Origin of the sequence: Curtobacterium sp. ODYSSEY 48 V2 (assembly GCF_023712625.1) — a bacterium.
Lineage (GTDB): Bacteria > Actinomycetota > Actinomycetes > Actinomycetales > Microbacteriaceae > Curtobacterium.
Window position 1 is genome coordinate 428214 of sequence record NZ_JAMAXX010000002.1, and the last position, 23720, is coordinate 451933.

Annotated in this window: 21 protein-coding genes; 15 read left to right on the forward strand and 6 right to left on the reverse strand. The window is 71.9% G+C overall.

Annotated features, from left to right (window positions below; genetic code table 11):
* Positions 1-135: 135 nt before the first annotated feature.
* The 6 genes from M3666_RS04775 to M3666_RS04800 all read left to right on the forward strand — a co-directional run bounded on the left by M3666_RS04775 (position 136) and on the right by M3666_RS04800 (position 6632).
* Positions 136-882: a sugar phosphate isomerase/epimerase gene (locus M3666_RS04775; RefSeq protein ID WP_251154619.1), complete on the forward strand. Its 747-nt coding sequence runs from the start codon at positions 136-138 to the stop codon at positions 880-882.
* Complete coding sequence (locus tag M3666_RS04780) at positions 879-2036, forward strand: Gfo/Idh/MocA family protein (protein ID WP_066655228.1); 1158 nt, start codon at positions 879-881, stop codon at positions 2034-2036. The genes M3666_RS04775 and M3666_RS04780 overlap by 4 nt, the downstream gene beginning before the upstream one ends.
* Positions 2037-2195: 159 nt before the next feature.
* Complete coding sequence (locus tag M3666_RS04785) at positions 2196-3497, forward strand: sugar ABC transporter substrate-binding protein (protein WP_066655227.1); 1302 nt, start codon at positions 2196-2198, stop codon at positions 3495-3497.
* Positions 3498-3667: 170 nt separating this feature from the next.
* Positions 3668-4663 (forward strand): carbohydrate ABC transporter permease, encoded by a 996-nt coding sequence (locus tag M3666_RS04790; RefSeq protein WP_200884102.1) that lies wholly within the window; start codon positions 3668-3670, stop codon positions 4661-4663.
* A gap of 4 nt (positions 4664-4667) precedes the next feature.
* Entirely contained in the window at positions 4668-5495 is an 828-nt protein-coding gene (locus M3666_RS04795) for a carbohydrate ABC transporter permease (protein ID WP_235426348.1), read from the forward strand.
* Positions 5496-5648: 153 nt separating this feature from the next.
* Positions 5649-6632 carry a biopolymer transporter Tol gene (locus M3666_RS04800; RefSeq protein WP_251154620.1) on the forward strand — a complete coding sequence of 328 codons (984 nt, stop codon included), beginning with the start codon at positions 5649-5651 and terminating at the stop codon, positions 6630-6632.
* 145 nt (positions 6633-6777) lie between these two features.
* On the opposite strand, the gene M3666_RS04805 is transcribed toward M3666_RS04800, so the two are convergent.
* Genes M3666_RS04805 through M3666_RS04815 form a run of 3 tightly spaced genes read right to left on the reverse strand, consistent with a single transcriptional unit; the run spans position 6778 to position 9892 of the window.
* Positions 6778-7509 (reverse strand): glycosyltransferase family 2 protein, encoded by a 732-nt coding sequence (locus tag M3666_RS04805; RefSeq protein ID WP_066655212.1) that lies wholly within the window; start codon positions 7507-7509, stop codon positions 6778-6780.
* Positions 7506-8855, reverse strand: a complete 1350-nt coding sequence (locus tag M3666_RS04810) for a bifunctional PIG-L family deacetylase/class I SAM-dependent methyltransferase (RefSeq protein WP_235426347.1) — start codon at positions 8853-8855, stop codon at positions 7506-7508. The genes M3666_RS04805 and M3666_RS04810 overlap by 4 nt, the downstream gene beginning before the upstream one ends.
* Positions 8852-9892, reverse strand: coding sequence for an acyl-CoA dehydrogenase (locus tag M3666_RS04815; protein ID WP_251154621.1), 1041 nt, complete (start codon positions 9890-9892; stop codon positions 8852-8854). Before M3666_RS04815 ends, M3666_RS04810 begins: the two co-directional genes overlap by 4 nt.
* Before the next feature lie 137 nt (positions 9893-10029).
* Between M3666_RS04815 and M3666_RS04820 the strand changes: the two genes are divergently transcribed.
* The 4 genes from M3666_RS04820 (at position 10030) to rplL (ending at position 13432) form a co-directional block, all read left to right on the forward strand.
* Entirely contained in the window at positions 10030-10770 is a 741-nt protein-coding gene (locus M3666_RS04820) for a response regulator transcription factor (protein ID WP_308301826.1), read from the forward strand.
* Positions 10767-12215 (forward strand): cell wall metabolism sensor histidine kinase WalK, encoded by a 1449-nt coding sequence (locus M3666_RS04825; RefSeq protein WP_209685066.1) that lies wholly within the window; start codon positions 10767-10769, stop codon positions 12213-12215. Before M3666_RS04820 ends, M3666_RS04825 begins: the two co-directional genes overlap by 4 nt.
* A gap of 266 nt (positions 12216-12481) precedes the next feature.
* Positions 12482-12997, forward strand: a complete 516-nt coding sequence (gene rplJ / locus M3666_RS04830; RefSeq protein WP_058727460.1) for a 50S ribosomal protein L10 — start codon at positions 12482-12484, stop codon at positions 12995-12997.
* Positions 12998-13048: 51 nt separating this feature from the next.
* Positions 13049-13432 (forward strand): 50S ribosomal protein L7/L12, encoded by a 384-nt coding sequence (gene rplL, locus M3666_RS04835; RefSeq protein ID WP_066655204.1) that lies wholly within the window; start codon positions 13049-13051, stop codon positions 13430-13432.
* 183 nt (positions 13433-13615) lie between these two features.
* Here rplL and M3666_RS04840 read toward each other — a convergent pair whose 3' ends face one another.
* Both M3666_RS04840 and M3666_RS04845 read right to left on the reverse strand, forming a co-directional pair.
* Positions 13616-14539 carry a hypothetical protein gene (locus tag M3666_RS04840; RefSeq protein ID WP_251154622.1) on the reverse strand — a complete coding sequence of 308 codons (924 nt, stop codon included), beginning with the start codon at positions 14537-14539 and terminating at the stop codon, positions 13616-13618.
* Positions 14540-14749: 210 nt separating this feature from the next.
* On the reverse strand, positions 14750-16174 hold the full coding sequence (locus tag M3666_RS04845; RefSeq protein ID WP_251154623.1) for an APC family permease: 1425 nt from the start codon (positions 16172-16174) through the stop codon (positions 14750-14752).
* Between the two features lie 127 nt (positions 16175-16301).
* Between M3666_RS04845 and M3666_RS04850 the strand changes: the two genes are divergently transcribed.
* From M3666_RS04850 to M3666_RS04870, 5 genes are all read left to right on the forward strand, one after another.
* A complete protein-coding gene (locus tag M3666_RS04850; RefSeq protein WP_066658440.1) occupies positions 16302-18203 on the forward strand; it encodes an ABC transporter ATP-binding protein in 1902 nt (633 codons plus the stop codon).
* Positions 18204-18213: 10 nt separating this feature from the next.
* Positions 18214-19578, forward strand: a complete 1365-nt coding sequence (locus tag M3666_RS04855; RefSeq protein WP_066655200.1) for a cystathionine beta-synthase — start codon at positions 18214-18216, stop codon at positions 19576-19578.
* A gap of 141 nt (positions 19579-19719) precedes the next feature.
* Positions 19720-20865, forward strand: coding sequence for a cystathionine gamma-synthase (locus M3666_RS04860; RefSeq protein WP_066655198.1), 1146 nt, complete (start codon positions 19720-19722; stop codon positions 20863-20865).
* Between the two features lie 72 nt (positions 20866-20937).
* Positions 20938-22323, forward strand: coding sequence for an MFS transporter (locus M3666_RS04865; protein ID WP_251154624.1), 1386 nt, complete (start codon positions 20938-20940; stop codon positions 22321-22323).
* Positions 22324-22370: 47 nt separating this feature from the next.
* Positions 22371-22940, forward strand: coding sequence for a substrate-binding domain-containing protein (locus M3666_RS04870; protein ID WP_251154625.1), 570 nt, complete (start codon positions 22371-22373; stop codon positions 22938-22940).
* Between the two features lie 87 nt (positions 22941-23027).
* Here M3666_RS04870 and M3666_RS04875 read toward each other — a convergent pair whose 3' ends face one another.
* Positions 23028-23609, reverse strand: coding sequence for a TetR/AcrR family transcriptional regulator (locus M3666_RS04875; protein WP_251154626.1), 582 nt, complete (start codon positions 23607-23609; stop codon positions 23028-23030).
* Positions 23610-23720 lie beyond the last annotated feature (111 nt).

The window sequence follows — 23720 nt, forward strand, 5'->3', positions numbered from 1 at the left end:
TGAAGCACACATCGAACGCGCCACGCAACGAAGACTGTCGAGGACTTCGCAACTTCTGCTTGACCGCCGACAGAAGCGGCCATAGTGTGACGCTCGATCACTGACGATCCACCATCTCGACGAGGAGAACCCCTGGTGACACAACCCCTGTCGGTCCAGCTCTACACGGTGCGGGACGCCCTCTCGGCGGACCTGCCGGGCACGCTCCAGCGCATCGCGTCCATCGGTTACACGAACGTCGAGGCCTTCGACTTCGTCGACCGCGCCGAGGAACTGCGCGACGCCCTGGCGGCCGCTGGCCTGCAGGCACCGAGCGGCCACGCCCGTCTGCTGGACGCCGGGGAGCAGGACCTCGAGCGCATCCTCCACGCCAGCGTCACCGTCGGGCTGGGGACGCTCATCGACCCGCACATCGACGAGGCCCGCTGGACGACCCGCGAGGACGTCGAGGCCGTCGCCCGCGAACTCAGCGCACTGGCTCCCCGCGCCGCCGACCACGGACTCGTGCTCGGCTACCACAACCACGCGTTCGAGTTCTCGAACCGCATCGACGGCGTGAGCGCCTACGAGGTCTTCGCCGACGCGCTGTCCGACGACGTCGTCCTCGAGCTCGACACCTACTGGGTGACGGTCGGTGGCGACGACCCGGTCGCGATCCTCGGCAAGTACGGCGACAAGGTGCAGTTCCTGCACGTCAAGGACGGCGACGGCTCGCACGACGACGAGAAGCAGGTCGCGGTGGGCAACGGCGTCATGCCGATCCGCGACATCGTCGCCGCGGCGCCGGACGCCCAGCACGTCGTCGAGCTCGACGGCCACGAGGGCGACGTGTTCCAGGCCGTCGCCGACTCGTACACGTTCCTGCAGGGGGTCCGCGCATGACCGACACGACGACCGCGGCGGGCGCGCAGCAGTCCGACGACGCCGCGCGCCGCACCGGCCCGGTCGGGGTCGGCGTCATCGGGGCCGGGGTCATCTCCGACCAGTACCTGTCGAACCTCACGGTCTTCCCCGACGTCGAGGTCCGGTTCATCGCCGACATCGACGAGGCACGTGCCGCCGCCCAGGCCGAGAAGTGGGGCGTCGCCGGATCGGGATCGGTGGAGGAGCTCCTCGCCGACGACGACGTCGAGATCGTCGTGAACCTGACCATCCCGGCCGCGCACGTCGAGGTCGCCCTCCGCGCCCTCGCCGCGGGCAAGCACGTCTGGGGCGAGAAGCCCTACGCGCTCGACCGTTCCAGCGCGGCCGAGCTCCGGGACGCGGCGCGCGCTGCCGGCAGGACCGTCAGCGTCGCGCCGGACACGTTCCTCGGCGCCGGACTGCAGACCGCCCTCCGGACGATCCGCGACGGTCGGATCGGCACGCCGCTGAACGGTCTGACGCTCTTCCAGAGCCCCGGCCCGGAGTCGTGGCACCCGAGCCCCGAGTTCCTGTTCGCGGACGGCGCCGGCCCGCTGTTCGACATCGGCCCGTACTACATCACCACCCTGGTGCAGGCGTTCGGACCCGTCGCGAAGGTCACCGCCACCGCCTCGAAGTCCCGTGCCACCCGCACGATCGGCTCGGGTCCGAAGGCCGGGACGGAGTTCCCCGTCGACGTGCCGACGAACCACTCGGCGCTGATCCAGTTCGAGGACGGCGGGAGCGCGCAGAGCGTGTTCTCGTTCGAGTCCGACCGTGGCCGCACCGGCTTCGTCGAGATCGCGGGGGAGACGGGGACCGTCGTGTTCCCGGACCCGAACGACTTCGACGGCGACACCGAGCTGTACGTGCTCGGCGCCGACGAGCCCGAGACGATCCCCGCCGTCGGGTCCACCTACTCGCGGGGGACGGGCGTGGTCGACCTGGCCCGCTCCCTCCGTGCGGGTGAGGAGAACCGGGTCCCCGGCGACCTCGCCTTCCACGTCCTCGACGTGATGGTCTCCATCGCCGAGGCGGCAGAACGTGGTGAGACGGTGCTCGTGGAGAGCACCGTCGCACCCTCCCCGACCCTCCCCGAGGGCTGGGACCCCGCGGAGTCGACCCTGTCCTGACCGGACGCGCCGGCGTCCGTCCGCGGACGACGGCACACCCGGGCAGGGCATCGGGACGACCCCGCACGCCGGTGACGGCGACGTCGACCGGCACGCACACAGCAGCACCCGACACGTACACCCCTTCGCACCATCTCAACGACGAGAAAGTAGAGAGTCATGCGCACTGCCATCCGCGCACTGGCCATCACCGCGGCCGCGGCACTCACCGTGACCGGCCTGGCGGCCTGCTCCTCCGGGTCGTCCGGTTCCTCCGGCGACTCGAAGACGCTCACGTACTGGGCGTCCAACCAGGGCACGTCCCTGCAGAACGACAAGGAGGTGCTCACCCCCGTCCTCGAGAAGTTCACCAAGGAGACCGGGATCAAGGTGGACCTCCAGGTCATCGGCTGGAACGACCTGCAGACGAAGATCACCACCGCCGTCACCTCGGGCCAGGGCCCGGACGTGGTCAACATCGGCAACACCTGGGCGACGTCGCTCCAGGCCACCGGCGCCTTCCAGGAGTTCGGTGACTCGGAGATGGAGGCGATCGGCGGTGCCGACAAGTTCGGCAAGGTCGCGCTGTCCACCGGTGGTGCTCCGGGCAAGACCGTCACGAGCGTCCCGCTCTACGGCCTCGCCTACGGCCTGTACTACAACAAGCAGATGTTCAAGGACGCCGGCCTCGAGGCACCCACCACGTGGGAGGAGCTGACCGCCGACGCGAAGAAGCTCACCACCGACGGCAAGTACGGCTTCACCATCGCCGGTGGCTCGTACACCGAGAACGCGCACTTCGCCTTCATCAACTCGGCGCAGAACGGCGGCGAGTGGTTCGACGAGGACGGCAACCCGACCTTCACCCAGAAGGCGAACGTCGACGGCATCAAGCGCTACCTCGACCTGATGCAGTCCGACAAGGCGGTCAACACCTCGAACGCGCAGTACGACAACGGCACGCAGGCGGTGTCGGACTTCGCGAACAAGAAGGCCGCGATGATGCTGACGCAGAACAACGCCAACGCCACGATCACGTCGAACGGCATGTCCGCCGACGACTTCGGCGTGGTGCCCTTCCCGGCACCCGAGGGTGCGAAGGACATCGCCTCCTTCCCCGCCGGCATCAACCTGTCGGTCTTCAAGAACACGAAGAACAAGGACGGTGCGCTGAAGTTCGTCAAGTACATGACGAGCGAGGACACCCAGACGACGCTCGACAAGCCGTACTCGGCCCTGCCGGTGCTCGCCTCGGCTGCCGACTCGGTCTCCGACGAGCAGACGAAGACGTTCCTCGACATCTACAACAACAAGGCGAAGCCGCTCCCGCTGGTGCCCGCCGAGGACCAGTTCGAGTCGACGGTCGGCAAGGCGATGAACGACATGTTCGCCAAGATCGCCACAGGCGGCACGGTGTCCGACAGCGACATCAAGACGGCCCTGCAGACCGCGCAGGACCAGGTCTCGCAGTCGGTCGGCTAGTCGGCCGGGAGGCCCGGGGTGCGTCCGCAGGACGCGCCCCGGGCCTCGCCCCTCCACACCCGGCCCCGTGCCGGGGGTGAGCGCATCGGCTCACGCACGCCGCGCCTCCCGTCCGCTGCCACGGACCCGCGCGAAGCACCGATCCCCCTCCTGCCGGAAGGCCCCCACCCATGACCACCTCGGTCCTGCCCGACTCCGAGCGCATCGACCTGACCCACACGAAGGCACCGACCCTGTCGGGGCCGCAGCCGGGTCGGAAGCCGAAGCGCCACTGGCTGCCGTACGCGCTCGTCGCGCCGGCGGTCCTCTTCGAGCTGCTCATCCACATCGTGCCGATGCTCACCGGCATCTGGATCTCGTTCGTCCAGCTCACCAAGTACTTCATCGCGAACTGGGGAGCCGCGCCCTTCGCCGGACTGCGGAACTACTCGGTCGCCATCGACTTCGACCAGGCCATCGGCAAGGGCGTCCTCAACTCGTTCCTCATCACCTGCGGCTACACGGTCATCGTCGTCGCGCTGGCGTGGACCTTCGGCATGGCTGCGGCGGTCGCGCTGCAGAAGCCCTTCAAGGGCCGCGGGCTCTTCCGCACGCTCTTCCTCGTGCCGTACGCGCTGCCGATGTACGCCGGCATCATCACCTGGAAGTTCATGTTCCAGCGGGACTCGGGTGCCGTGAACCACGTCCTCGTCGACCAGCTCGGACTCTTCGGTGGGCAGGGACCGTTCTGGCTGATCGGCTCGAACGCGTTCGTCTCGGTCGTCGTCGTCGCGATCTGGAAGACCTGGCCGTTCGCGTTCCTCATGCTCATGGCGGGCCTGCAGTCGGTGCCGAACGACGTGTACGAGGCCGCGTCGGTGGACGGTGCGAAGCCCTTCCGCCAGTGGCGCTCCATCACGCTGCCGATGGTCCGCCCGGTCAACGTGACGCTCGTGCTCGTGATGTTCCTCTGGACGTTCAACGACTTCAACACGCCCTACGTGCTGTTCGGCTCGACCGCGCAGCCGCCGGCCGCCGACCTGCTCAGCTTCCACATCTACAACGCGTCGTTCATCACCTGGAACTTCGGTTCCGGCGCCGCGATGAGCGTGCTGCTCCTCATCTTCCTGCTCATCGTCACGGGCATCTACCTGGCCGTGACCAACCGGAGGTCCGTCCGTGCGTGAAACAATGGGCGCCAAGTCCTTCAAGGTCGTCACGATCGTCCTGTTGACGTTGTTCACGGTCGTCCCGCTCTACGTGATGATCACCACGGCGATGAAGCCGCTCGGCGACGTGCAGGACAACTTCACGTGGATCCCGACCAACATCACCCTCCAGCCGTTCATCGACATGTGGTCGACGGTGCCGCTGGCGAAGTACTTCGTGAACTCGCTCGTGGTCTGCACGATCGCGACGCTGTTCTCGCTGATCATCGCCACGTTCGCCGCGTACGGTGTCTCGCGCTGGAACTTCAAGGGCAAGAGCACCTTCACCACCGCGGTGCTCTCCACCCAGATGTTCCCGGGCGTGCTGTTCCTGCTGCCGCTGTTCCTCATCTTCACGAACCTCGGCAACGCGCTCGGCATCCAGCTCGTCGGGTCGTGGCTCGGCCTGATCATCACCTACCTGACGTTCACGCTGCCGTTCTCGATCTGGATGCTGTCCGGGTACTTCGAGACGATCCCGCGGGAGCTCGACGAGGCCGCGATGGTCGACGGCTCCGGCCCGATGGGCGCGCTGTTCCGGGTCATCCTGCCCTCGGCGCGACCCGGTCTCGTCGCGGTCGGCATCTACTCGTTCATGACCGCGTGGGGCGAGGTCCTCTTCGCCTCGGTGATGACGAACGGCGACGGGCAGCTGCTCGCGAACGGTCTGCAGCAGTACTCCACGCAGACGAACGTGTACTGGAACCAGATCATGGCGGCGTCGCTCGTCGTCTCGATCCCGGTCGTGGTGGCGTTCCTCATCGTGCAGCGCCAGTTCGTGGCCGGTCTGACCGCGGGTGCGGTGAAGTAGGCGCTCCCGGCCGGCCCGGCCGGGCTCGGCTGGCGGGCCCGGCCGGCCTACCCGAGACTCGGCTCGGCGGACAGTTTCGCGGGACTTCGCCCGTGGAACTGTCCGCCGGGCCGAGTCTCGTCGGTGCGTGGTCCGATGCGACAGGATGGACAGATGACGGGGACGCGAGGACGGCAGCTGCTGCCGGGGCAGAGCAGCCGGGTGCACGTGTACGACGTCGAGACCCGGACGTCGAGGCTCGTGTTCTCGTCGGACCGGGTGCTCGCCGAGGCGCCGAACGTGCGCGACGACGGCACGCTCGTGCTGAACGGGGACGGGGACCTCTGGCTCCTGACCCCGCCGGCGACGGGCAGCGACACGGTGCTCGACGAGACCGCTCTCGTCCGCGTGCCGATGCCGGGCGTCGACGAGATCAACAACGACCACGTGCTCGACCCCGGCGGCGACTCCGTGGTGGTGAGCGCCCGCGACGGCGAGCTGTACCGGGTCCCGTTGCCCGAGGGCGGGTCGGCGGTCCGCATCACCGACACCGCCGCGGTGCTGCCGGTGGTCCGGAAGTACTACCTGCACGGCATCGCGCCCGACGGTTCGACCCTCGCGGCGATCGTGGGGGAGCGCACGCCGGAGGGGGTCTGGACGACCGACGTCGCCCTCGTCGACGCAGCGTCCGGCGACACGACCTTCCTCACGCGGGACCCCCACCCGGACGACGGGTGCGCGATCACGCCGGACGGCGCCACCGTCCTGTTCAACACCGAGCGCTTCACACCGGGCACCGCGCAGCTCGCGTCGCTCCGGCTCGAGTCCGACGGCGCTGCGGGCGACGGCGCTGCGGACGACCCCGGTGTGGGCGGTCCCGTGCAGATCACCGCCGACGACCGCGTGAACTGGTTCCCGCACCTGTCCCCGGACGGCGCGCACATGCTCTACCTGTCGTACGGCCCCGGCGTGCAGGGGCACCCCGCCGACCACCGGGTCGAGCTGCGGCTGCTGCCCGGGGTCCTGGCCCGGGGCGCGCGGATCGCCGTCGTGCCCGAGACCCTCGTCGCGCTCGACGGCGGCCAGGGGACCGTCAACGTGCCGCCGTGGTCGCCCGACTCGCGCTGGTTCGCGTACTGCGACTACCCCGTCACCTGAGCGCGTCGGGCCGCTCCGCGGGAGTGTCCGCGCAGACCCGCACCGCACGACGCAACGTCGGCGACTGCTCGCAGCGGTGTCGCCGTGCGGGCAGCCGCCGACGTTGCGTTCCGCGGAAGGGGCGGGCGGGGGCCGGAGGGGCGGGTCAGCCGGCGTCGCCGTAGGTGCGACGGAGGTGCTCCGCGTACCCACCGGGGGTCCGGCCGGCGAAGCGTCCGCTCGTGACCACCGGGAGCTCGGTCGTCGCCCGGACGTCGAGCCCGAGTGCCCGTGCCCGGTCCACCAGTCGGACGTCCTCGTGCTCGGGCACGGGGTCGAAGCCGCCCAACGCGGTGTCGGCGTCCGCCCGCACGCCGAGGTTCGCGCCGTGCACGTGCCCGAGGGTCGCCCCGGGCGGGTGTGCCGCCCGCCAGCGGTCGAGCACCGCGGGGTCGAGGTCGTCCGGGTCGGGGACGACCGCGCCGACGAGCAGGTGCGCTCCGGCGAGCAGGGCGTCCACCTGCTGCACGAGCCAGTCCGGGTGGACGCGCGAGTCGGCGTCGGTGTGCGCGAACCAGTGCCGGCCGGGCGGGGTCGCCCGGGCGAGGGTCCTCGCGTGCGCGGTGCCGAGTGCCCGCGCGCGACCCACGCCGACGCGCGACGAGGTCCTGACGTACAGGCGACCCGTCCGCCACACGGGGTCCGCCTGCCGCGCCGTCCCGACGATGCCGGCCGTACCGTCCGTGCAGCCGTCGAGGACGAGCGTCACGGCGGCCCGGGTCGACGGGTGCGCGTCGTGGAGTGACGTGACGGCGGTCGCCAGTGCGTCGAGGGCGGCGCGGACGGAGGTCTCCTCGTCGTGCACCGGGACGACGACGTCGATGCGGGTGGCGCTCACCGGACGAGCCCCTCGGCCCGGGCGACCGAGGCGACGGCGGGTCCCGGCAGCACACTGAGCACGAAGTCCTCCTCGACGTGCCGGACGAGTGCGGGCCGCGGCCAGCGGGCGGCCAGCCGCGCGTCCACCGTGTCGCCGTCGGTCACCGCGTCGTCGTCCGGGTGGCGCCAGTGGCAGGCGACGAGCACGCCGTCGTCGTCGAGCGTCTCGAGCACCCGGTCGACGGTGCGGTCGAGGTCGTCCGGCGACAGGTAGTAGCCGACCTCCGAGAGCACCACCAGGTCCCACCGGCCGTCCGGCCACTCGGCGGGGAACGCGGCGGTCTCGAACCGGGCGCCCGGTGCCCGTCGCTCCGCCCGCTCGATCGCGGCGGCAGCGACGTCCGTGCCGAGGACCGCGTCCGCGCGCTCGGTGAGGGCCGCGGTGAGCACGCCGGTCGCGCAGCCGAGCTCGAGCGCCGACCGGAAGCGGGGGCGGGGGAGTGCGGCCAGGGTGACGGCGCGCTTCCGTTGCTCGTACCAGGAGCCGTCGAAGTCCCACCCCTCGGGCTTCCGCGCGTAGTGCGCGTCGAAGGAGTCCCCGGAGCGCGACCGCACCGGCGCGAACAGCCACTCCTCGACCCGCAGGTGGTGCGCCGCGTGACGGTCGTCGACGATCGCCTCGTCCCCGGGTGCTGCCGACAACGGCAGCGTCTGCGACGGGTAGGCGGCCAGCGCCCGGGCCTTCCGGTCACGGACGTCCGCGTCGAGGGTGAGCGTGCGGGCCCGGTCCCAGGGTGCGGTCGGAGCAGCCGGGTCGTCCCAGTGCCAGGCCCACACCGGGTACGCGAGCAGGTCGGTGCCCGGCGTCGCGTCGACCACCTGCTCCGCGACCTCGCCGGCGATCCGGTGGTCGCGGTGTCCGTCCCCGCGCCAGGGCGCGACGACGAGCGTCGGACGCGGCGCCCCGGCGAGACGGTGCTCGAGTGCGGCGCGCAGCACGTCGACGTGTTCCCGCACCGCGCCGTCGGGCACGTCGAGCTCGGTCGCGCCGGCCGTCGGGTGCAGCACGCGCAGCGCGGCCCGGAACTCGGCGGCGCGACGGGGCGCGAGCTCGGCGGGTGTCACCGTGGGGGAGTCCGGGTGCGAGCGCTCGCCGCGGGTGACGAGCAGCACGTGGACGGGGATGCCGGCGTCCGCGGCCGTCGCGATCAGGCCACCGGCGCCGAGGGTCTCGTCGTCGGGGTGCGGCGCGACGACGACCACCGAGCCGACACCGTGCAGGTCGACCGGCACCGCGGGCACCGAGCGGAGGAACGCCGTCCACGCCGCGGGATCGGTCCCGGGTTCGCGGTGGTCGAAGCTCACCACGCGACACCGCCGCGTTCGGTGACGATGCGTCCGACCCGGGCGAGGTCGCGCTCCCCGTGGTCCTGCAGCACGTAGAGCCCGAGGTCGGCGACCCGTGCGGCGACCGCGGGGTCACTCGTCAGCGGGGCGGGGCCGAGCGTCGCGACGACGCGCTGCGACACGGCGTCGACCGCGCGACGGACCCGCGACCGCGTGACCTGCGCCACGAGCGACCAGTCGGTGTCGTCGTCCGACCCGGCCGCGTCGATCCGGGCGGCGGCGGTCGCCAGGGCGTCCTCGGCATCGGCGAGGTCGAGGACTGTCGCGCCGAGCGCTGCCCGGAGCAGTTCGGCGTCGGGTCGGGCCGCCGCCGCGGACCGCAGCAGCCGGGCGAGCCCGACGGCTCCGCCCCACCAGCAGGCCGCGACGCCGATGCCGCCCCAGGCGAAGCCCGGGCGGGTGAGGTACCAGCCGGGTGCGCCGACCGCGGTCGCCCGGACGCCGGTGCAGTCGACCGGGCCGCTCGGGACGTCGGGCATCCCGCGCGCGACCCAGGCCTCGTCGTGCGCCGTGACACCGTCCTGTCGCAGGTCGACCGCGAACAGCTGCCGGTCGTCACCGACGTGCGCGGTGACGAGCGCGTGCGAGAGCGTCGACGCGAGCGAGCACCAGGGCTTCGTCCCGTCGAGTCGGACGGCGTCGGGACCGGCGGCGGGGTCAGGGGTCGCGGTGAGCGTCGTCCCCGGCGCCTCGGCCGCGAAGACGCCCCAGGTCGAGCCCTCCGGGGCGGCCGAACCGGCCTGGGCGAGGATGCCGAGCGCGTCGAGGTGCGGTTCGACGGTGCGGGCGAGCGCGACGTCGGCGGCGGCGACCGCGGCGAGGGCCGCGAACGCGCCGCCGGCGGATCCTGCGGACAGGGGCGGAGCGGTGTCGGCCACCCACCGTGCGAAGGCGAGCCGGTCCTGCGGGGACGAGCCGGTCCTCCCGGCCGCCGCCTCGACGTCCGCGGTGTCGACGTCCGTCACGGACGGGGGCCAGGCCGGGGATCGCAGCATGGTGCCGACGCTACGGGCGACCGCCCGGGCGGCTGCTCGGGAAGCGTCGACGAGCCTCGGGACCGGTGGGACGATCCACAGGACGAGGAGGGCTGGGCCACAGACGGCTCATAGGAACCACACCGATCCTCGATGACGTGACGATCTCCCAGCCCGCAGCAGCCCCCCGCCTCACCCGCGCCGACGGCACGCCGTTGCGCGTCCTCGTCGTGGACGACGAGGCCAGCCTCACCGACCTGCTGTCGATGGCGCTGCGCTACGAGGGCTGGGACGTCAGGAGCGCGAACGGCGGTCAGCAGGCCCTCGCCACCGCCCGTGAGTGGCAGCCCGACGCGATGGTGCTCGACGTGATGATGCCCGACCTCGACGGGTTGCAGGTGCTCGGTCGGCTCCGGCAGAACAACGACGACACCCCGGTGCTGTTCCTCACCGCGAAGGACTCCGTGGAGGACCGGGTCACCGGGTTGACCGCCGGCGGCGACGACTACGTGACCAAGCCGTTCTCCCTCGAGGAGGTCGTGGCGCGCCTCCGTGGGCTCATCCGTCGCTCGCAGATCTCGGTGTCGGAGGCCGGTGACTCCCGCATCGTCGTCGGCGACCTGGTGCTCGACGAGGAGTCGTACGAGGTGTCCCGCGCCGGTCGGTCCATCGAGCTCACGGCGACCGAGTTCGAGCTGCTCCGCTTCCTCATGCGCAACCCCCGGCGGGTGCTCTCCAAGGCGCAGATCCTGGACCGGGTGTGGTCGTACGACTTCGGCGGCAAGAGCTCCGTCGTGGAGATCTACATCTCCTACCTGCGCAAGAAGATCGACGCCGGCGAGACCCCGATGATCCACACGGTGCGCGGCGTCGGGTACGTCATCAAGCCGACCTCGTGACGCTCCGACGACGGCTCGTCCTGAGCATCGTCGCCATCGTCGTCGCGCTCAGCACGGTGATCGGGGCGGGCAGCATCATCGCGCTGTTCTCGATCCAGCGTGCGGCGATCGACGAGCAGCTCTCGTTCGCGACGACGCGCGCCCAGCGGTCGGTCGAGCAGCAGGGACCGGGCGGCCCCGGGCTCGAGATCGGTCGACCGAGCGGGCAGTCGGCCGGCACGTTGACGGCCTACTTCCTGAACGGCAACGCCGTCGTCGGCAGCGTGCTCGACAACGCCGGCGACGTCGACCGGCTGGCGTCCTCCGCCGTGCGGCCGCTCGGGGACGTCACCGTCGACGGCTCGGCCCAGACCGTCGACCTGGGCACCGACCTCGGCCGCTACCGGGTCACCGCGGTGTCGCTCGGGTCCGCGGTCCTCGTCGTCGGCCTGCCGATGGCGCCCGTGTACGAGAGCGTCTGGAAGCTCTTCGGCGTGGTGCTCGTGGTCACCGCCCTCGCCTTGCTCGCAGCGACCGGGGTCGCCGCGGTCGTGGTGCGCCGCTCCCTCCGCCCGCTCGAGCGCGTGGCCGAGACCGCGTCGTCCGTCGCCCGGATGCCGCTCGAACGGAGCGATGCACTCGACGGCGTCCGCGTCCCCGACACCGACCCACGGACGGAGGTCGGCCGGGTCGGGACCGCCTTCAACCGCATGCTCGGACACATCGCGGGCGCCATGCAGGCCCGGGAGCGCTCGGAGCAGAAGGTCCGGCAGTTCGTCGCCGACGCCTCGCACGAGCTCCGCACCCCGCTCGCGTCGGTCCGCGGGTACGCCGAGCTGACCCGACGGATGGGCGCGGACCTGCCGCCGGACGTCGTGTACGCCATGAGCCGGATCGAGTCGGAGTCGGAGCGCATGACGAGCATGGTCGAGGACCTGCTCCTGCTCGCCCGCCTCGACGAGGGCCGCGAGGTCCAGTTCGCCGACGTCGACCTGACCGGTCTGGTGCTCGACGCGGTCAACGACGCCCACGCCGCGTCGCCGGACCACGTCATCGCGGTGGACGTGCCGGACGAACCCGTGGTCGTGCCCGGTGACGCCGCCCGACTCCACCAGGTGGTCGTGAACCTCGTCACGAACGCCCGGACGCACACCCCGGAGGGCACCCGCATCACGGTCGGTATCGCACCCGGCGCCGACGGCGTCGACCTGACCGTGCGCGACGACGGGCAGGGCATCGACCCGGAGTTCCTGCCGAAGCTCTTCGAACGGTTCGCCCGGGCCGACAGCTCACGGTCGCGGAGCGCCGGGTCGACGGGCCTCGGCCTGGCCATCGTCGACGCGGTCGTGCAGGCGCACGGCGGCAGCGTGGCGGTCACGAGCCGACCCGGCGACACGGTGTTCACGGTGCACCTGCCGGCCACGCGGCCGGCGGTCGCGTCCGGCACGGTGACGCCGACCGCCTGACGGTCTGGAGGAACGTGGCGGCGCCGCCCCGCGCCTCCCGTCCGGCGCTTGGTCACCGTCGGATCCTGTGGTACCTTCGTCGAAGCCAAAGACCGCCGGTCGTCTGTGCGCTCGCGCACAGACCGAAGGTCCTCACTCGTGGGGCAGCCAGCGCAGGTGTTCAGATCCACTCCTCCCGTTCGCGGGGGAGCAGCTCCGAGCCTCTGCGCCGGAGCTTTTTTCGTGTGGTGACCAGGGGCTAGCCGGCAAGAACCCCAAGGAGAACCATGGCGAACAAGGAAGCTGCGGTCGCCGAGCTCACGGAAGCATTCCAGAGCTCGAACGCCGTTCTGCTCACCGAGTACCGCGGTCTCACGGTGGCGCAGCTCAAGGAGCTCCGCAACTCGATCCGTGAGCACGCCACGTACGCCGTGGTGAAGAACACGCTGACCAAGATCGCGGCGAACAACTCCGGCATCACCTCGTTCGACGACGAGCTCGCCGGTCCGTCCGCTCTCGCCTTCGTCCACGGTGACACCGTCGCCGTCGCGAAGTCGCTGCGTGCATTCGCCAAGGCGAACCCTCAGCTCGTGGTCAAGGGCGGTTACTTCGACGGTAACCCGCTCACCGCGACCGAGGTGGACAAGCTCGCTGACCTCGAGTCCCGCGAAGTGCTGCTCGGCAAGCTCGCCGGCGCCTTCAAGGCCTCGCTGTTCGGTGCTGCGTACCTGTTCCAGGCACCCCTCTCGCAGGCCGTCCGCACCGTGGACGCCCTTCGCGAGAAGCAGGAGTCCGCGGCCTGACCAGGCACGCGTTCATCAACCACACGTACTAGCTAGTAGTAGGAGAAAATCATGGCGAAGCTTTCGCAGGACGAGCTCATCGAGGCCTTCAAGGAGCTCACGCTCATCGAGCTCTCGGACTTCGTGAAGAAGTTCGAGGAGGTCTTCGAGGTCACCGCTGCTGCCCCCGTCGCGGTCGCCGCGGCCGGTGGCGCTGCTGCCCCCGCCGAGGAGGTCGAGGAGAAGACCGAGTTCGACGTCGTGCTCAAGTCGGCCGGTGACAAGAAGATCCAGGTCATCAAGGAGGTCCGTGGCCTCACGTCGCTCGGCCTGGGCGAGGCCAAGGCGCTCGTCGAGACCGCCGACGCCAAGATCCTCGAGGGTGTCAACAAGGAGACGGCCGACAAGGCGAAGGAGGCCCTCGAGGCCGCCGGCGCCACGATCGAGCTCGCGTAAGTACTGCGTACTGCTCTTCGCGAAGGCCGCTGCCCCTCGGGGCGGCGGCCTTCGTCGTGCGCGGGGCGCGCTGCCGGCGGTCGGGCGGGCGGTCCGGCGGGCGGTCCGCTTCGCGAGACTCGGCCTCGCGGACGCATTCGTGGTTCACCTGCCGCGAAGTTGTCCGCGGGGCTGAGTCTCGTCTCACAGCACCAGCCCGTGCGCCCGGAGGAGGCCCTGGAAACGATCCAGTCGTTCCAGGTGCCACCACGTCACGCGGATGACGGTCCGCACCTCGCTCCGCTGCCGGAGTCGGTCCTCCCGGCGCTTCTCCGCCCAGGCGACCTCACCCGGGTCTCGGCCCGCGAGCATCGTCGGGTCGGTGTACTTGACCTTCCCGTCGAACTCGATGACCGTCCCGCTGTCCGGGAGCCAGAAGTCGACGCGGTCGACGACGTGGTCGTGGCGGAACTCGTGCTGCGGTACCACCCGGTCGATGCCGCTCTCGACCAGCCGGACGGCCGTGTAGGACTCACCGGCGGTCTCGTGCCGAGCGTCGAGCGCCCGCAGCACGGTCTGCGCTCGTCGAGATCCACGCGCAGGGCCGGGCGGGAGCGCCGTGGCGAGCTCGGACGGCCTCAGCGTACCGGCGCGCACCGCCCCGTCGATCGCCACGGCAGCCACGTGCACGGGCAGCGAGGTCGCGACCGTCGATGCCGTGGTCACCAGGTCCGTGACCGGGACGCCGTCGAGGCGAGCCGGGGCCAGGCGCACCCGCGTGCCACCGGACGCGTGCAGGACGAGGCCGGCGCGGTGGAGGGTGCGCTCGGCCCCCGGTACCGTCACGTGGACGCGCTCGGGTGCCGGGCCGACCAGGGGCCAGCCGTGCACGAGTGCGGCGGACACGTGCGAGAACGCAGCTCCGGTGGGTACGGCCGGCGCGACCGCCCAGATGCGGACGAGGTGCCGGTCGGCTTCATCGAGCTCGACCCAGGACGTGCGAGGCAGGTACGTGCCGGCGCGGAGCCGGACGAGGAGGCCAGCGCGGTGCTGCCGGCGGAGGGTCCGCGCGCGTGAGTCGTCACCGTCGGCGCGCAGCAGGGTGGGTCGTTCTCGGTGGTGTCGCACACCTCCACTGTCGGGCTCCCACTGCGGAACAAGCGGCTCGGGAGGCGATCTGTGGGTCCTGCTGTGTTCGTGGGGACGTGTGGATGGAGCGGGAGACTCGCTCCTGCGGACACGTTCGTGGGTGATCGGGTGCGAAAGTGTCCGCGGGGCCGAGTCTCGGGGCGCGGGCGCGGTCGCAGGCGCGGCGCGGCGCGGCCGGGCGCGGGCGCGTCAGCGCAGGGTGCTGCGGCTGCGGCCGTAGGCCAGGTAGAGCACCGCGCCGGCGAGCATCCACAGGCCGAACGCGATCCAGGTGCCGGCGCCGAGGAAGACCGCGAGGAGCACGCAGCAGAGCGTGCCGAGGACCGGGACGACCGGGAACAGCGGGACCCGGTACGACCGCTCGAGCTCCGGGCGGGTGCGTCGGAGCACGATCACGGAGACGTTGACGAGGGCGAAGGCCACCAGGGTGCCGATGCTCGTCGCGTCGGCCAGCTCGCCGAGGGGGACGAGCGCTGCGCCGACGGCGACGACCACACCCACGATGAGCGTGTTCGGCACGGGGGTGCCCGTCCGGGGCGAGACCCGACCGAACACCGGCGGTACCATGCCGTCGCGCGCCATGGTCAGCAGGATGCGGGTCTGGCCGTAGAGCACCGTGAGCACCACGCTCGCGATGGCGATCACCGCACCGATCGAGAAGACGAGCGCGACGACCGGCTGCCCGGTGACGTCGACCACGATGCGGACGAGCGAGGCCTCGTCGGACGAGAACGACGTCCACGGGCGGGCACCGATCGCGGCGATCGCGACCAGGATGTACAGCGTCGTGACGATCACGATGGACCCGATGATCGCGCGGGGCAGGTCGCGGCGGGGGTCCTTCGCCTCCTCGCCGGCGGTCGATGCGGCGTCGAAGCCGATGTAGGAGAAGAACAACCGCGACGCGGCGGCGGTCACACCGGCGGCCCCCATCGGCGCGAGGGGCGCGAAGTTCTGGGACGAGAAGGCCGTGAACGCGACGACCACGAAGAACACGAGCAGGGCGATCTTCACCACGACCATGAGCGTGTTCACCCAGGCGCTCTCGCGGGCACCGGGCAGCAGCACGGCCATCGCGAGGAGGACGAGCACCGCCGCCGGCAGGTTCACCACACCACCGTCGCCGGGGGGAGCGGCGATCGCGGCCGGCAGGTGCAGCCCGAAGACGCGCAGGGTCTCGTCGACGTACTCGCTGGCGCCGACCGCGACCGCGGCGACCGAGACCGCGTACTCGAGCACGAGGCACCAGCCGCAGACCCAGGCGATGCCCTCGCCCATCGTGGCGTAGGTGTACGAGTAGCTCGACCCCGAGGTCGGCACGGCGCCGGCCATCTCGGCGTACGACAGCGCGGAGAGCAGTGCGGCCACGCCCGCGAGCACGAACGAGATCCAGACGGCCGGACCGGCGAGCGGCACGGCCGTCCCGAGCACGACGAGGATGCCGGTGCCGAGCGTCGCCCCGACGCTGATCATCGTCAGGTGCCAGACGCCGAGCGAGCGGCGGAGCGGCTCGCCGTCGACGCCCGCCGCGGCCTCGGCCTGCAGCTGCTCGATCGGCTTCCGGCGAGCGAGCTGGTGACGGAGGGACGTGGGGCGGGAGGGCGCGGACGTCATGGGACCTCGTGATCGGCGCGGGGAAGGGGACGGACGATGGTCGCACGGCCCCTGAACGGGGTCAAATACGCCCACGGCGGAGCCCGCCGCCCGTGTCCGCCGCCGGGGATACGTTGGTGCCATGAGCATGGGCCACGGGATGCGCGGGGGTGGGCCCCGCGGTGGCGGGCGGATCTCGAGCGGCGACGCCGCCGCGCAGCGGGCCGCCAACGCCGAGGCGCCACGGATCCCGCACCTGCTCCGGCGCATCGCGGGGCTGTTCGTGCCGCACCGCCGCGCGATCGTGGTGACCGTCGTGCTCGTGCTCGTCGGTGCGGCACTCTCGGTGATCCCGCCGCTCCTCACCCAGCAGGCGTTCGACCGGGGGCTCTTCCCGCCCTCGGGTCGCCCGGACCTGCCCGTGCTCCTCGAGCTCGTCGGCGCGATGATCGCGCTCTGGATCGCGAGCGCCGGCGTCGGGATCTGGCAGACGTACCTGACGGCGACGGTGGGCAACGAGGTCATGGGCGCCATGCGCATGCGGTTGTTCGCGCACCTGCAGCGGATGGAGCTCGCGTTCTTCACGAGGACGAAGACGGGCGTGATCCAGTCGCGCCTGCAGAACGACGTCGGCGGCGTCGCGAGCGTGCTCAACAACACGATCTCGTCGGTGCTCGGCAACACCGTCACGGTCATCGCGGCGGTCGTGGCGATGCTGCTGCTCAGCTGGCAGATGACCCTGGTGGCGGTCGTGCTCCTGCCGCTGCTCGTCATCGCCCAGCGCCGGGTCGGCCAGGTCCGCGCCCGGATCGCCGCGCAGACGCAGGAGTCGCTGTCGGACATGACCGCGATCACCCAGGAGGCCCTGAGCGTCTCCGGCATCCTGCTCGCCAAGAGCTTCACCCAGCAGCGCAGCGAGACCCGGCGCTACGGGGACGAGAACCGCAACCAGATCCAGCTGCAGGTCCGGCAGCAGATGTCCGGGCAGTGGTTCTTCGCCATCGTCCAGGTCTTCCTGTCGATCATCCCCGCGGTCATCTACGTGGTCGCGGCCCTCCTGATCGTCGGCGACGTCCCGATCACGGCCGGCACGATCGTCGCGTTCACCACGGTGCAGTCGCGCCTGCTCTTCCCGACCGTCGGACTGCTCCGCGTCGTGCTCGACCTGCAGACGTCCGGCGCGCTGTTCGCGCGGATCTTCGAGTACTTCGACCTGCGCCCGGCGATCACCGACGCCCCCGACGCGCAGCGTGTCGACGCGTCGCGCGTGGGGCACGTCGCGTTCGAGGACGTCTCCTTCACCTACCCGGACGGCGAACCGGACAAGCCGACGCTCCGCGGGGTCTCGTTCGAGCTCGAGCCCGGGCAGTTCGCCGCGTTCGTCGGGCCGTCGGGTGCGGGGAAGACGACCATCTCGTACCTGGTGCCGCGCCTGTACGAGGCGTCCTCGGGCACCGTGCGCTTCGCCGGAGCCGACGTGCGCGACCTGGAGCACGAGGACCTGATGCGCCACGTCGGCATCGTGAGCCAGGAGACGTACCTGTTCCACGCCTCCATCGGCGACAACCTGCGGTACGCGAAGCCGGACGCGACCGACGAGGAGCTCGAGCGCGCCGCACGCGCGGCGAACATCCACGAGACCATCGCCTCGTTCCCGGACGGGTACGACACCGTCGTGGGGGAGCGGGGCTACCGACTGTCCGGCGGCGAGAAGCAGCGCATCGCCATCGCCCGCGTGCTGCTGAAGGACCCACCCGTCCTGGTGCTCGACGAGGCCACGAGCGCGCTCGACTCGATCTCCGAGCACGTCGTGCAGACCGCGCTCGACACCGCGGCAGCCGGGCGCACCACCATCGCCATCGCGCACCGGTTGTCCACGATCCGCGAGGCCGACGTCATCTTCGTGCTCGACCACGGGCGGATCGTCGAGCGGGGCGACCACGACGAACTGCTCGCGCGCGGCGGTGTCTACGCCTCGCTGTTCCACCAGCAGGACCAGACGTCGACATCGTTCGTCGCAACCCAGCCGACGGCCGAGCCGGCCACCTAGACTCGGCCGCGTGCGTTACGCGAACTCCGTCGTCGACCTGGTCGGTGACACCCCGCTCGTCCGACTGAACCGTGTCACCGAGGGGATCCGGGCGACCGTCCTGGTGAAGGTGGAGTACCTCAACCCGGGCGGCTCGTCGAAGGACCGCATCGCCACGCGGATCATCGACGCGGCCGAGGCGTCCGGCGAGCTGGGACCCGGCGGCACCATCGTCGAGCCGACCTCCGGCAACACCGGTGTCGGCCTCGCGCTCGTCGCCCAGCAGCGCGGGTACCGCTGTGTCTTCGTGCTGCCGGACAAGGTCGGCGAGGACAAGCGCAACGTGCTCACGGCCTACGGCGCCGAGATCGTCGTGACGCCGACGGCGGTCCCGCCGGAGCACCCCGAGTCCTACTACTCGGTGTCCGACCGCCTGGTGCGAGAGATCCCCGGCGCCTACAAGCCGAACCAGTACGCGAACCCGAACGGTCCCCGGAGCCACTACGAGACGACCGGTCCGGAGATCTGGCGCGACACCGACGGTCGGCTCACGCACTTCGTCGCCGGCGTCGGCACCGGTGGCACCATCTCGGGCACCGGCCGCTTCCTGAAGGAGGCCTCCGACGGACGCGTCCGGATCGTCGGCGCCGACCCCGAGGGCTCCGTCTACTCGGGCGGCACCGGTCGGCCGTACCTGGTCGAGGGCGTCGGCGAGGACTTCTGGCCCGGCGCGTACGACGCCGGCGTCCCCGACGAGATCCTCGCCGTCACCGACGCCGAGTCCTTCGCGATGACCCGACGGCTGGCGCGCGAGGAAGGGCTGCTCGTCGGCGGGTCGAGCGGCATGGCCGTCGTCGCGGCGCTGCGGGCCGCACGCGACCTGACCGAGGACGACGTGGTCGTGGTGCTGCTGCCCGACGGCGGCCGTGGCTACCTCGGCAAGATCTTCAACGACCGGTGGATGCGCTCCTACGGCTTCGCCGAGACCGACGACGCCCGCACGGTCGGCTCCGTCGTCGCCGGCAAGGACGGCCGACTGCCCGACCTCGTGCACGCACACCCGTCCGACACCGTGCGCGACGTGGTGGAGATCATGTCCACGTACGGCGTCTCGCAGATGCCCGTGCTGAGCGCCGAACCGCCCGTCGTGATCGGCGAGGTCGTCGGTGCGGTCGCCGAGAAGGACCTGCTCGAGCAGGTCTTCACGGGCACCGCCGCGATGACCGACGCCGTGAGCGGCTTCGTCGGTGACCCACTGCCCCTCATCGGCATCGGTGAATCGCTGTCCGCAGCCCGCCGGGCGCTCGAGACGGTCGACGCGCTGCTCGTCGTCGACGACGGCAAGCCCGTCACCGTCCTGACCCGGCACGACCTGCTCACGTCGCTCTCCGAGTGACACCGGGCGCTCGCCCACACCGAGCGCCCGCCCGCACCGACACCGAGCGCCCGCCCGCACCGACACCGAGCGCCCGCCCGCACCGACAGCGAGCGCTCGCCCGCACCGACCCCACCCCGACCCCACGAGGAACCCCAGCGCATGACCGAGTTCGCCACCCGCGCCGTCCACGCCGGCCAGGACCCCGACGCCACGACCGGTGCCGTCATCCCGCCCATCCACGTCACGAGCACCTACGTGCAGGACGGCGTCGGGAACATGCGGAACGGCTACGAGTACTCCCGAGGCGGCAACCCCACGCGCGACGCGCTGCAGACCCTGCTCGCCGACCTCGACGGCGGCGTCGCGGCGTACTCGTTCGCATCGGGCCTGGCGGCCGAGGACGCCCTGCTCCGCGCGTACCTCGAGCCCGGCGCCCGCGTCGTGATGGGCAACGACGTGTACGGCGGGACGCACCGTCTGGTGAACCGCCTGCACGTGCCGTGGGGCGTGGAGCTCGTGGTCGTCGACATGAGCGACGTCGACCGGGTCCGTGCAGCGCTCGAGGGCGCCCCGGCGAAGACGGTGCTGTGGGTGGAGACCCCGACGAACCCGCTCATGAAGATCGCGGACATCGCGCTCCTCTCCGAGGTCGGTCACGCCGCAGGCGCCCTGGTCGTCGTCGACAACACGTTCGCGTCGCCGTACCTGCAGCAGCCGCTGTCGCTCGGCGCCGACGCCGTGTCGTACTCGACCACGAAGTACCTCGGCGGGCACTCCGACGTCGTCGGCGGCGCGGTCGTCCTGCGGGACCGCGAGTTCGCGGACCAGGTCGGTTTCCTGCAGTTCGGCGCGGGCGCGATCGCGTCGCCGTTCGACGCCTTCCTGACGACCCGGGGGATCAAGACGCTGCCGGTCCGGATGGAGCGGCACTCGTCGAACGCGCAGGCCGTGGCGGAGGCGCTCGTCTCGGCGCCCGGCGTCGAGCGGGTGTACTACCCCGGTCTCGCCGACCACCCCGGACACGAGGTCGCCGCGAAGCAGATGCGCGGCTTCGGCGGCATGCTCTCGGTCGCCCTGTCCGGCGGACCCGAGGCGGCGAAGCGCTTCGTCGAGTCCACCGAGGTCTTCACGCTCGCGGAGTCCCTGGGCGGCGTCGAGTCGCTCATCGGGTACCCGAGCGAGATGACGCACGCGTCGGTCAAGGGCACCGAGCTCGCCGTCCCGGAGAACGTCGTCCGCCTGTCGGTCGGCATCGAGGACCAGGGCGACCTGGTCGCGGACGTGCTGCAGGCACTGTCCCGGTGACCGCGGCCGGGTGACCGCGGCCTGCTGACGCAGACGTGACGGATCGTCGGTGCGCGCCCCTAGGCTGGCCCGGTGAGCAGTGTGGCGACGAGGTCGGGGATCCTCAGCGGGCGCTACGCGCTCGCGACCCTGGGGATGGTCGCCATCGTCGGGGTGGCCGCGTTCCAGAACCTCGCGATGACGACGGTGATGCCGGAGATCAGCCGCGACCTCGACGGGCAGACGCTCTACGCGCTCGCGTTCGCGGCCCCGCTCGCCGCCGGCGTGCCCGGGATGGTGCTCGCGGGGACCTGGACGGACCGCTCGGGCGGCCGCGTCGTCGCCTGGGTGTCGGCGCTCTTCTTCGCCGTCGGGACGGCCGTCGTGATGACCGCGCCGACGATGGAGGTCTTCCTGGCCGGTCGCCTGGTCGAGGGCTTCGGAGCCGGTGCGATCGACGTCGTGCTCTACGTGCTCGTCGCCCGCATCTTCCCCGCCGAGCTGCACGGTCCGGTCTTCGCCGGGTTCGCCGCGGCCTGGGTCGTCCCGGCACTCGTCGGCCCGGCGCTCGCCGGGGTCGTGACGGAGGTGTGGGGGTGGCACTGGGTCTTCGCCGGCGCCCTCGTCATCGCGGTCGTCGCGTTCGCCCTCCTCGTCCCGACGCTGGCACGCCTGCACGCGCCGCCGGTCGAGCGCCGACCCCCGTGGCAGGCGGGGCGCATCGCGTGGTCGGTCGCGGCGGCGCTCGCGATCCTGCTGCTCAACGTCGCGCCGGACCTCGGTCCGTGGGCACGGGTCGTGGCCGTCGTCATCGGCGTCGTCGGCGCCTGGGCGGCGCTGCGGCCCCTCCTGCCGGCCGGGACCTTCCGGGCGGTCGCGGGCCTGCCGTCCGTGGTGCTGTTGCGCGGCCTGGTCGCGGCGGCGTTCTTCGGCAGCGAGGCCTACGTGCCCTTCCTGCTGCAGGCACGGCACGGCCTCAGCGCCTCGGCGGCGGGGCTCGCGCTCACCGTGGCCGCCCTGAGCTGGGCCGGGGCGAGCTGGCTGCACGGTCGGCTCGGGGAGCAGCGGCTCACCGCGGCGCGGACCTTCGGCGCCGGACTCACGCTCGTCCTCGTCAGCCTGCTCGTCGCGCTCGCCGTCGCGGTGTGGGGGTTGCCGTGGTGGCTGCTCGTGGCCGGGTGGTTCGTCGGCGGCGCGGGCATGGGCGCGATGTACCCGCGGCTGTCGATGCTGACGCTCCGCTTCTCGGGCGAGGGCGACGACGGGTTCGCGAGCTCGGCCCTGACGATCGCCGACGCCTCGGGCAGCGTGGTCGGCCTCGCCGTCACGGGCCTGCTCTTCGTCGGCAGCGGGGGAGCCGACGGCGACTGGTCGTTCCCGCTCGTCTTCGTCGCGATGACCGCGATCGCACTCGTCGGGATCGTCGCGGTCCGGCGCCTCGGTCCCGTGCCCGCACCGCCCACCCCCGGCGCCGAGTGACCCGCCCCGCGGTAGCGTGGGGCACCGGATCGAGCGGAGGTCACCGGGTGCGCACCGTCGTCGTCGCCGTCCTCGTGGCGGCGTCCCTCGCCCTGACCGGGTGCCAGGGGCCGACGACCGCTGCGCCGACCCCGGTCCGCAGCACCGACCTCACCAGCTCCGACGGCGGGTTCGCCGACGACGCCGTGGTCGGCGCGGTGCTCGCGCCCGGGGACGACACGCTCGCCGCGGACCTCGAGCGCGGGCTCGACCGTGCCGGGTTCTCGCCGGACGTCCGGGTGGTGCCGTCCTCCGGTGCCGCGGCCGAGCAGGCCCGTGCCGTCGACGCGCTCGTCCGCGGTGGAGCGAAGGCGCTGCTCGTGCACGCCGTGGACGCCGACGCGCTCGCGGAGGCGGTGCAGACGGCGCACGACGCCGGTGTGGTCGTGGTGTCGGTCGGCGCGTCGGTCCCGGCGAGCGGGACCGGCGGTGACGGTGTCTCCGCCGACCACCGCGTGCCGGCGGCAGCGGATGCCGGGACGACCGCCCGGGCGGCGGTCGAGGTCGTCCGGTCGCTGCAGCGCGGCGAGCAGCCGGACACGGGGGACCGCCGCGGGCGCAGCGGCGCCGGGGACTGACGTCGGGACCCGGGCCGGCGAACCGTCGCGATCAGTGCGACCGGGCGCGGGGCCGGGGCCTGGATCGGGGCCGCGTGCCGGCTCGGCTCAGTGCCACCAGGCCGGGAACGACAGGGTGATCGTCTCGACCAGGGACCTCCGGGAGCGTCGGGGTCCGGCCAGCCACGCCTCGATCGCGCCGACGAAGCCCTGCGCCACGAACCCGGCTGCGACGTCGTCGAGCAGGGGCGGGCGTGACGCGGGGTCGAGCTCGCGGATGTGCTGCGCGCTCGACACCGTGAAGTGCTGGACGAGCAGGCGGTGGAGGGAGGCGTCCTCGGTGTCCGGCAACCCGCGGGCGTAGATGTCGCGGTGGGCCACGACGTGCTCGACGACGGCGTCGATGCCCCGGCGCGTGATGGCGGCGAGCTCGTCCTCGCCGGCCCCGCGGGCAGAGGCGGCCCGGCGGGCCTCGACGTCCTCCTCGCGGATGCGGTCGAGCTCGGGCGTCAGCACGTCGGCCAGGAGCGATCCGGGGGAGACGGCGTGCGAGTAGAACGTGGCGCGGTTGATGCCGGCTGCGCGCGTGACGTCGGCGACCGTGATGGCGGAGACCGGGCGGTCGGCTGCGAGTCGGAGGACCGCCTCGCGCAGTGCTGCCGTGGTGTGCACGATCCGGGCGTCGACCACGACACCACCCCCTCTTCGTTCCGTCCGCACGAGGCGGCTGTCGAGCAGTCCGACGTTACCGCACGGCGACCGCGCGGACTGGATGAGGAGCGCAGTGTGACGGGCGCGTTG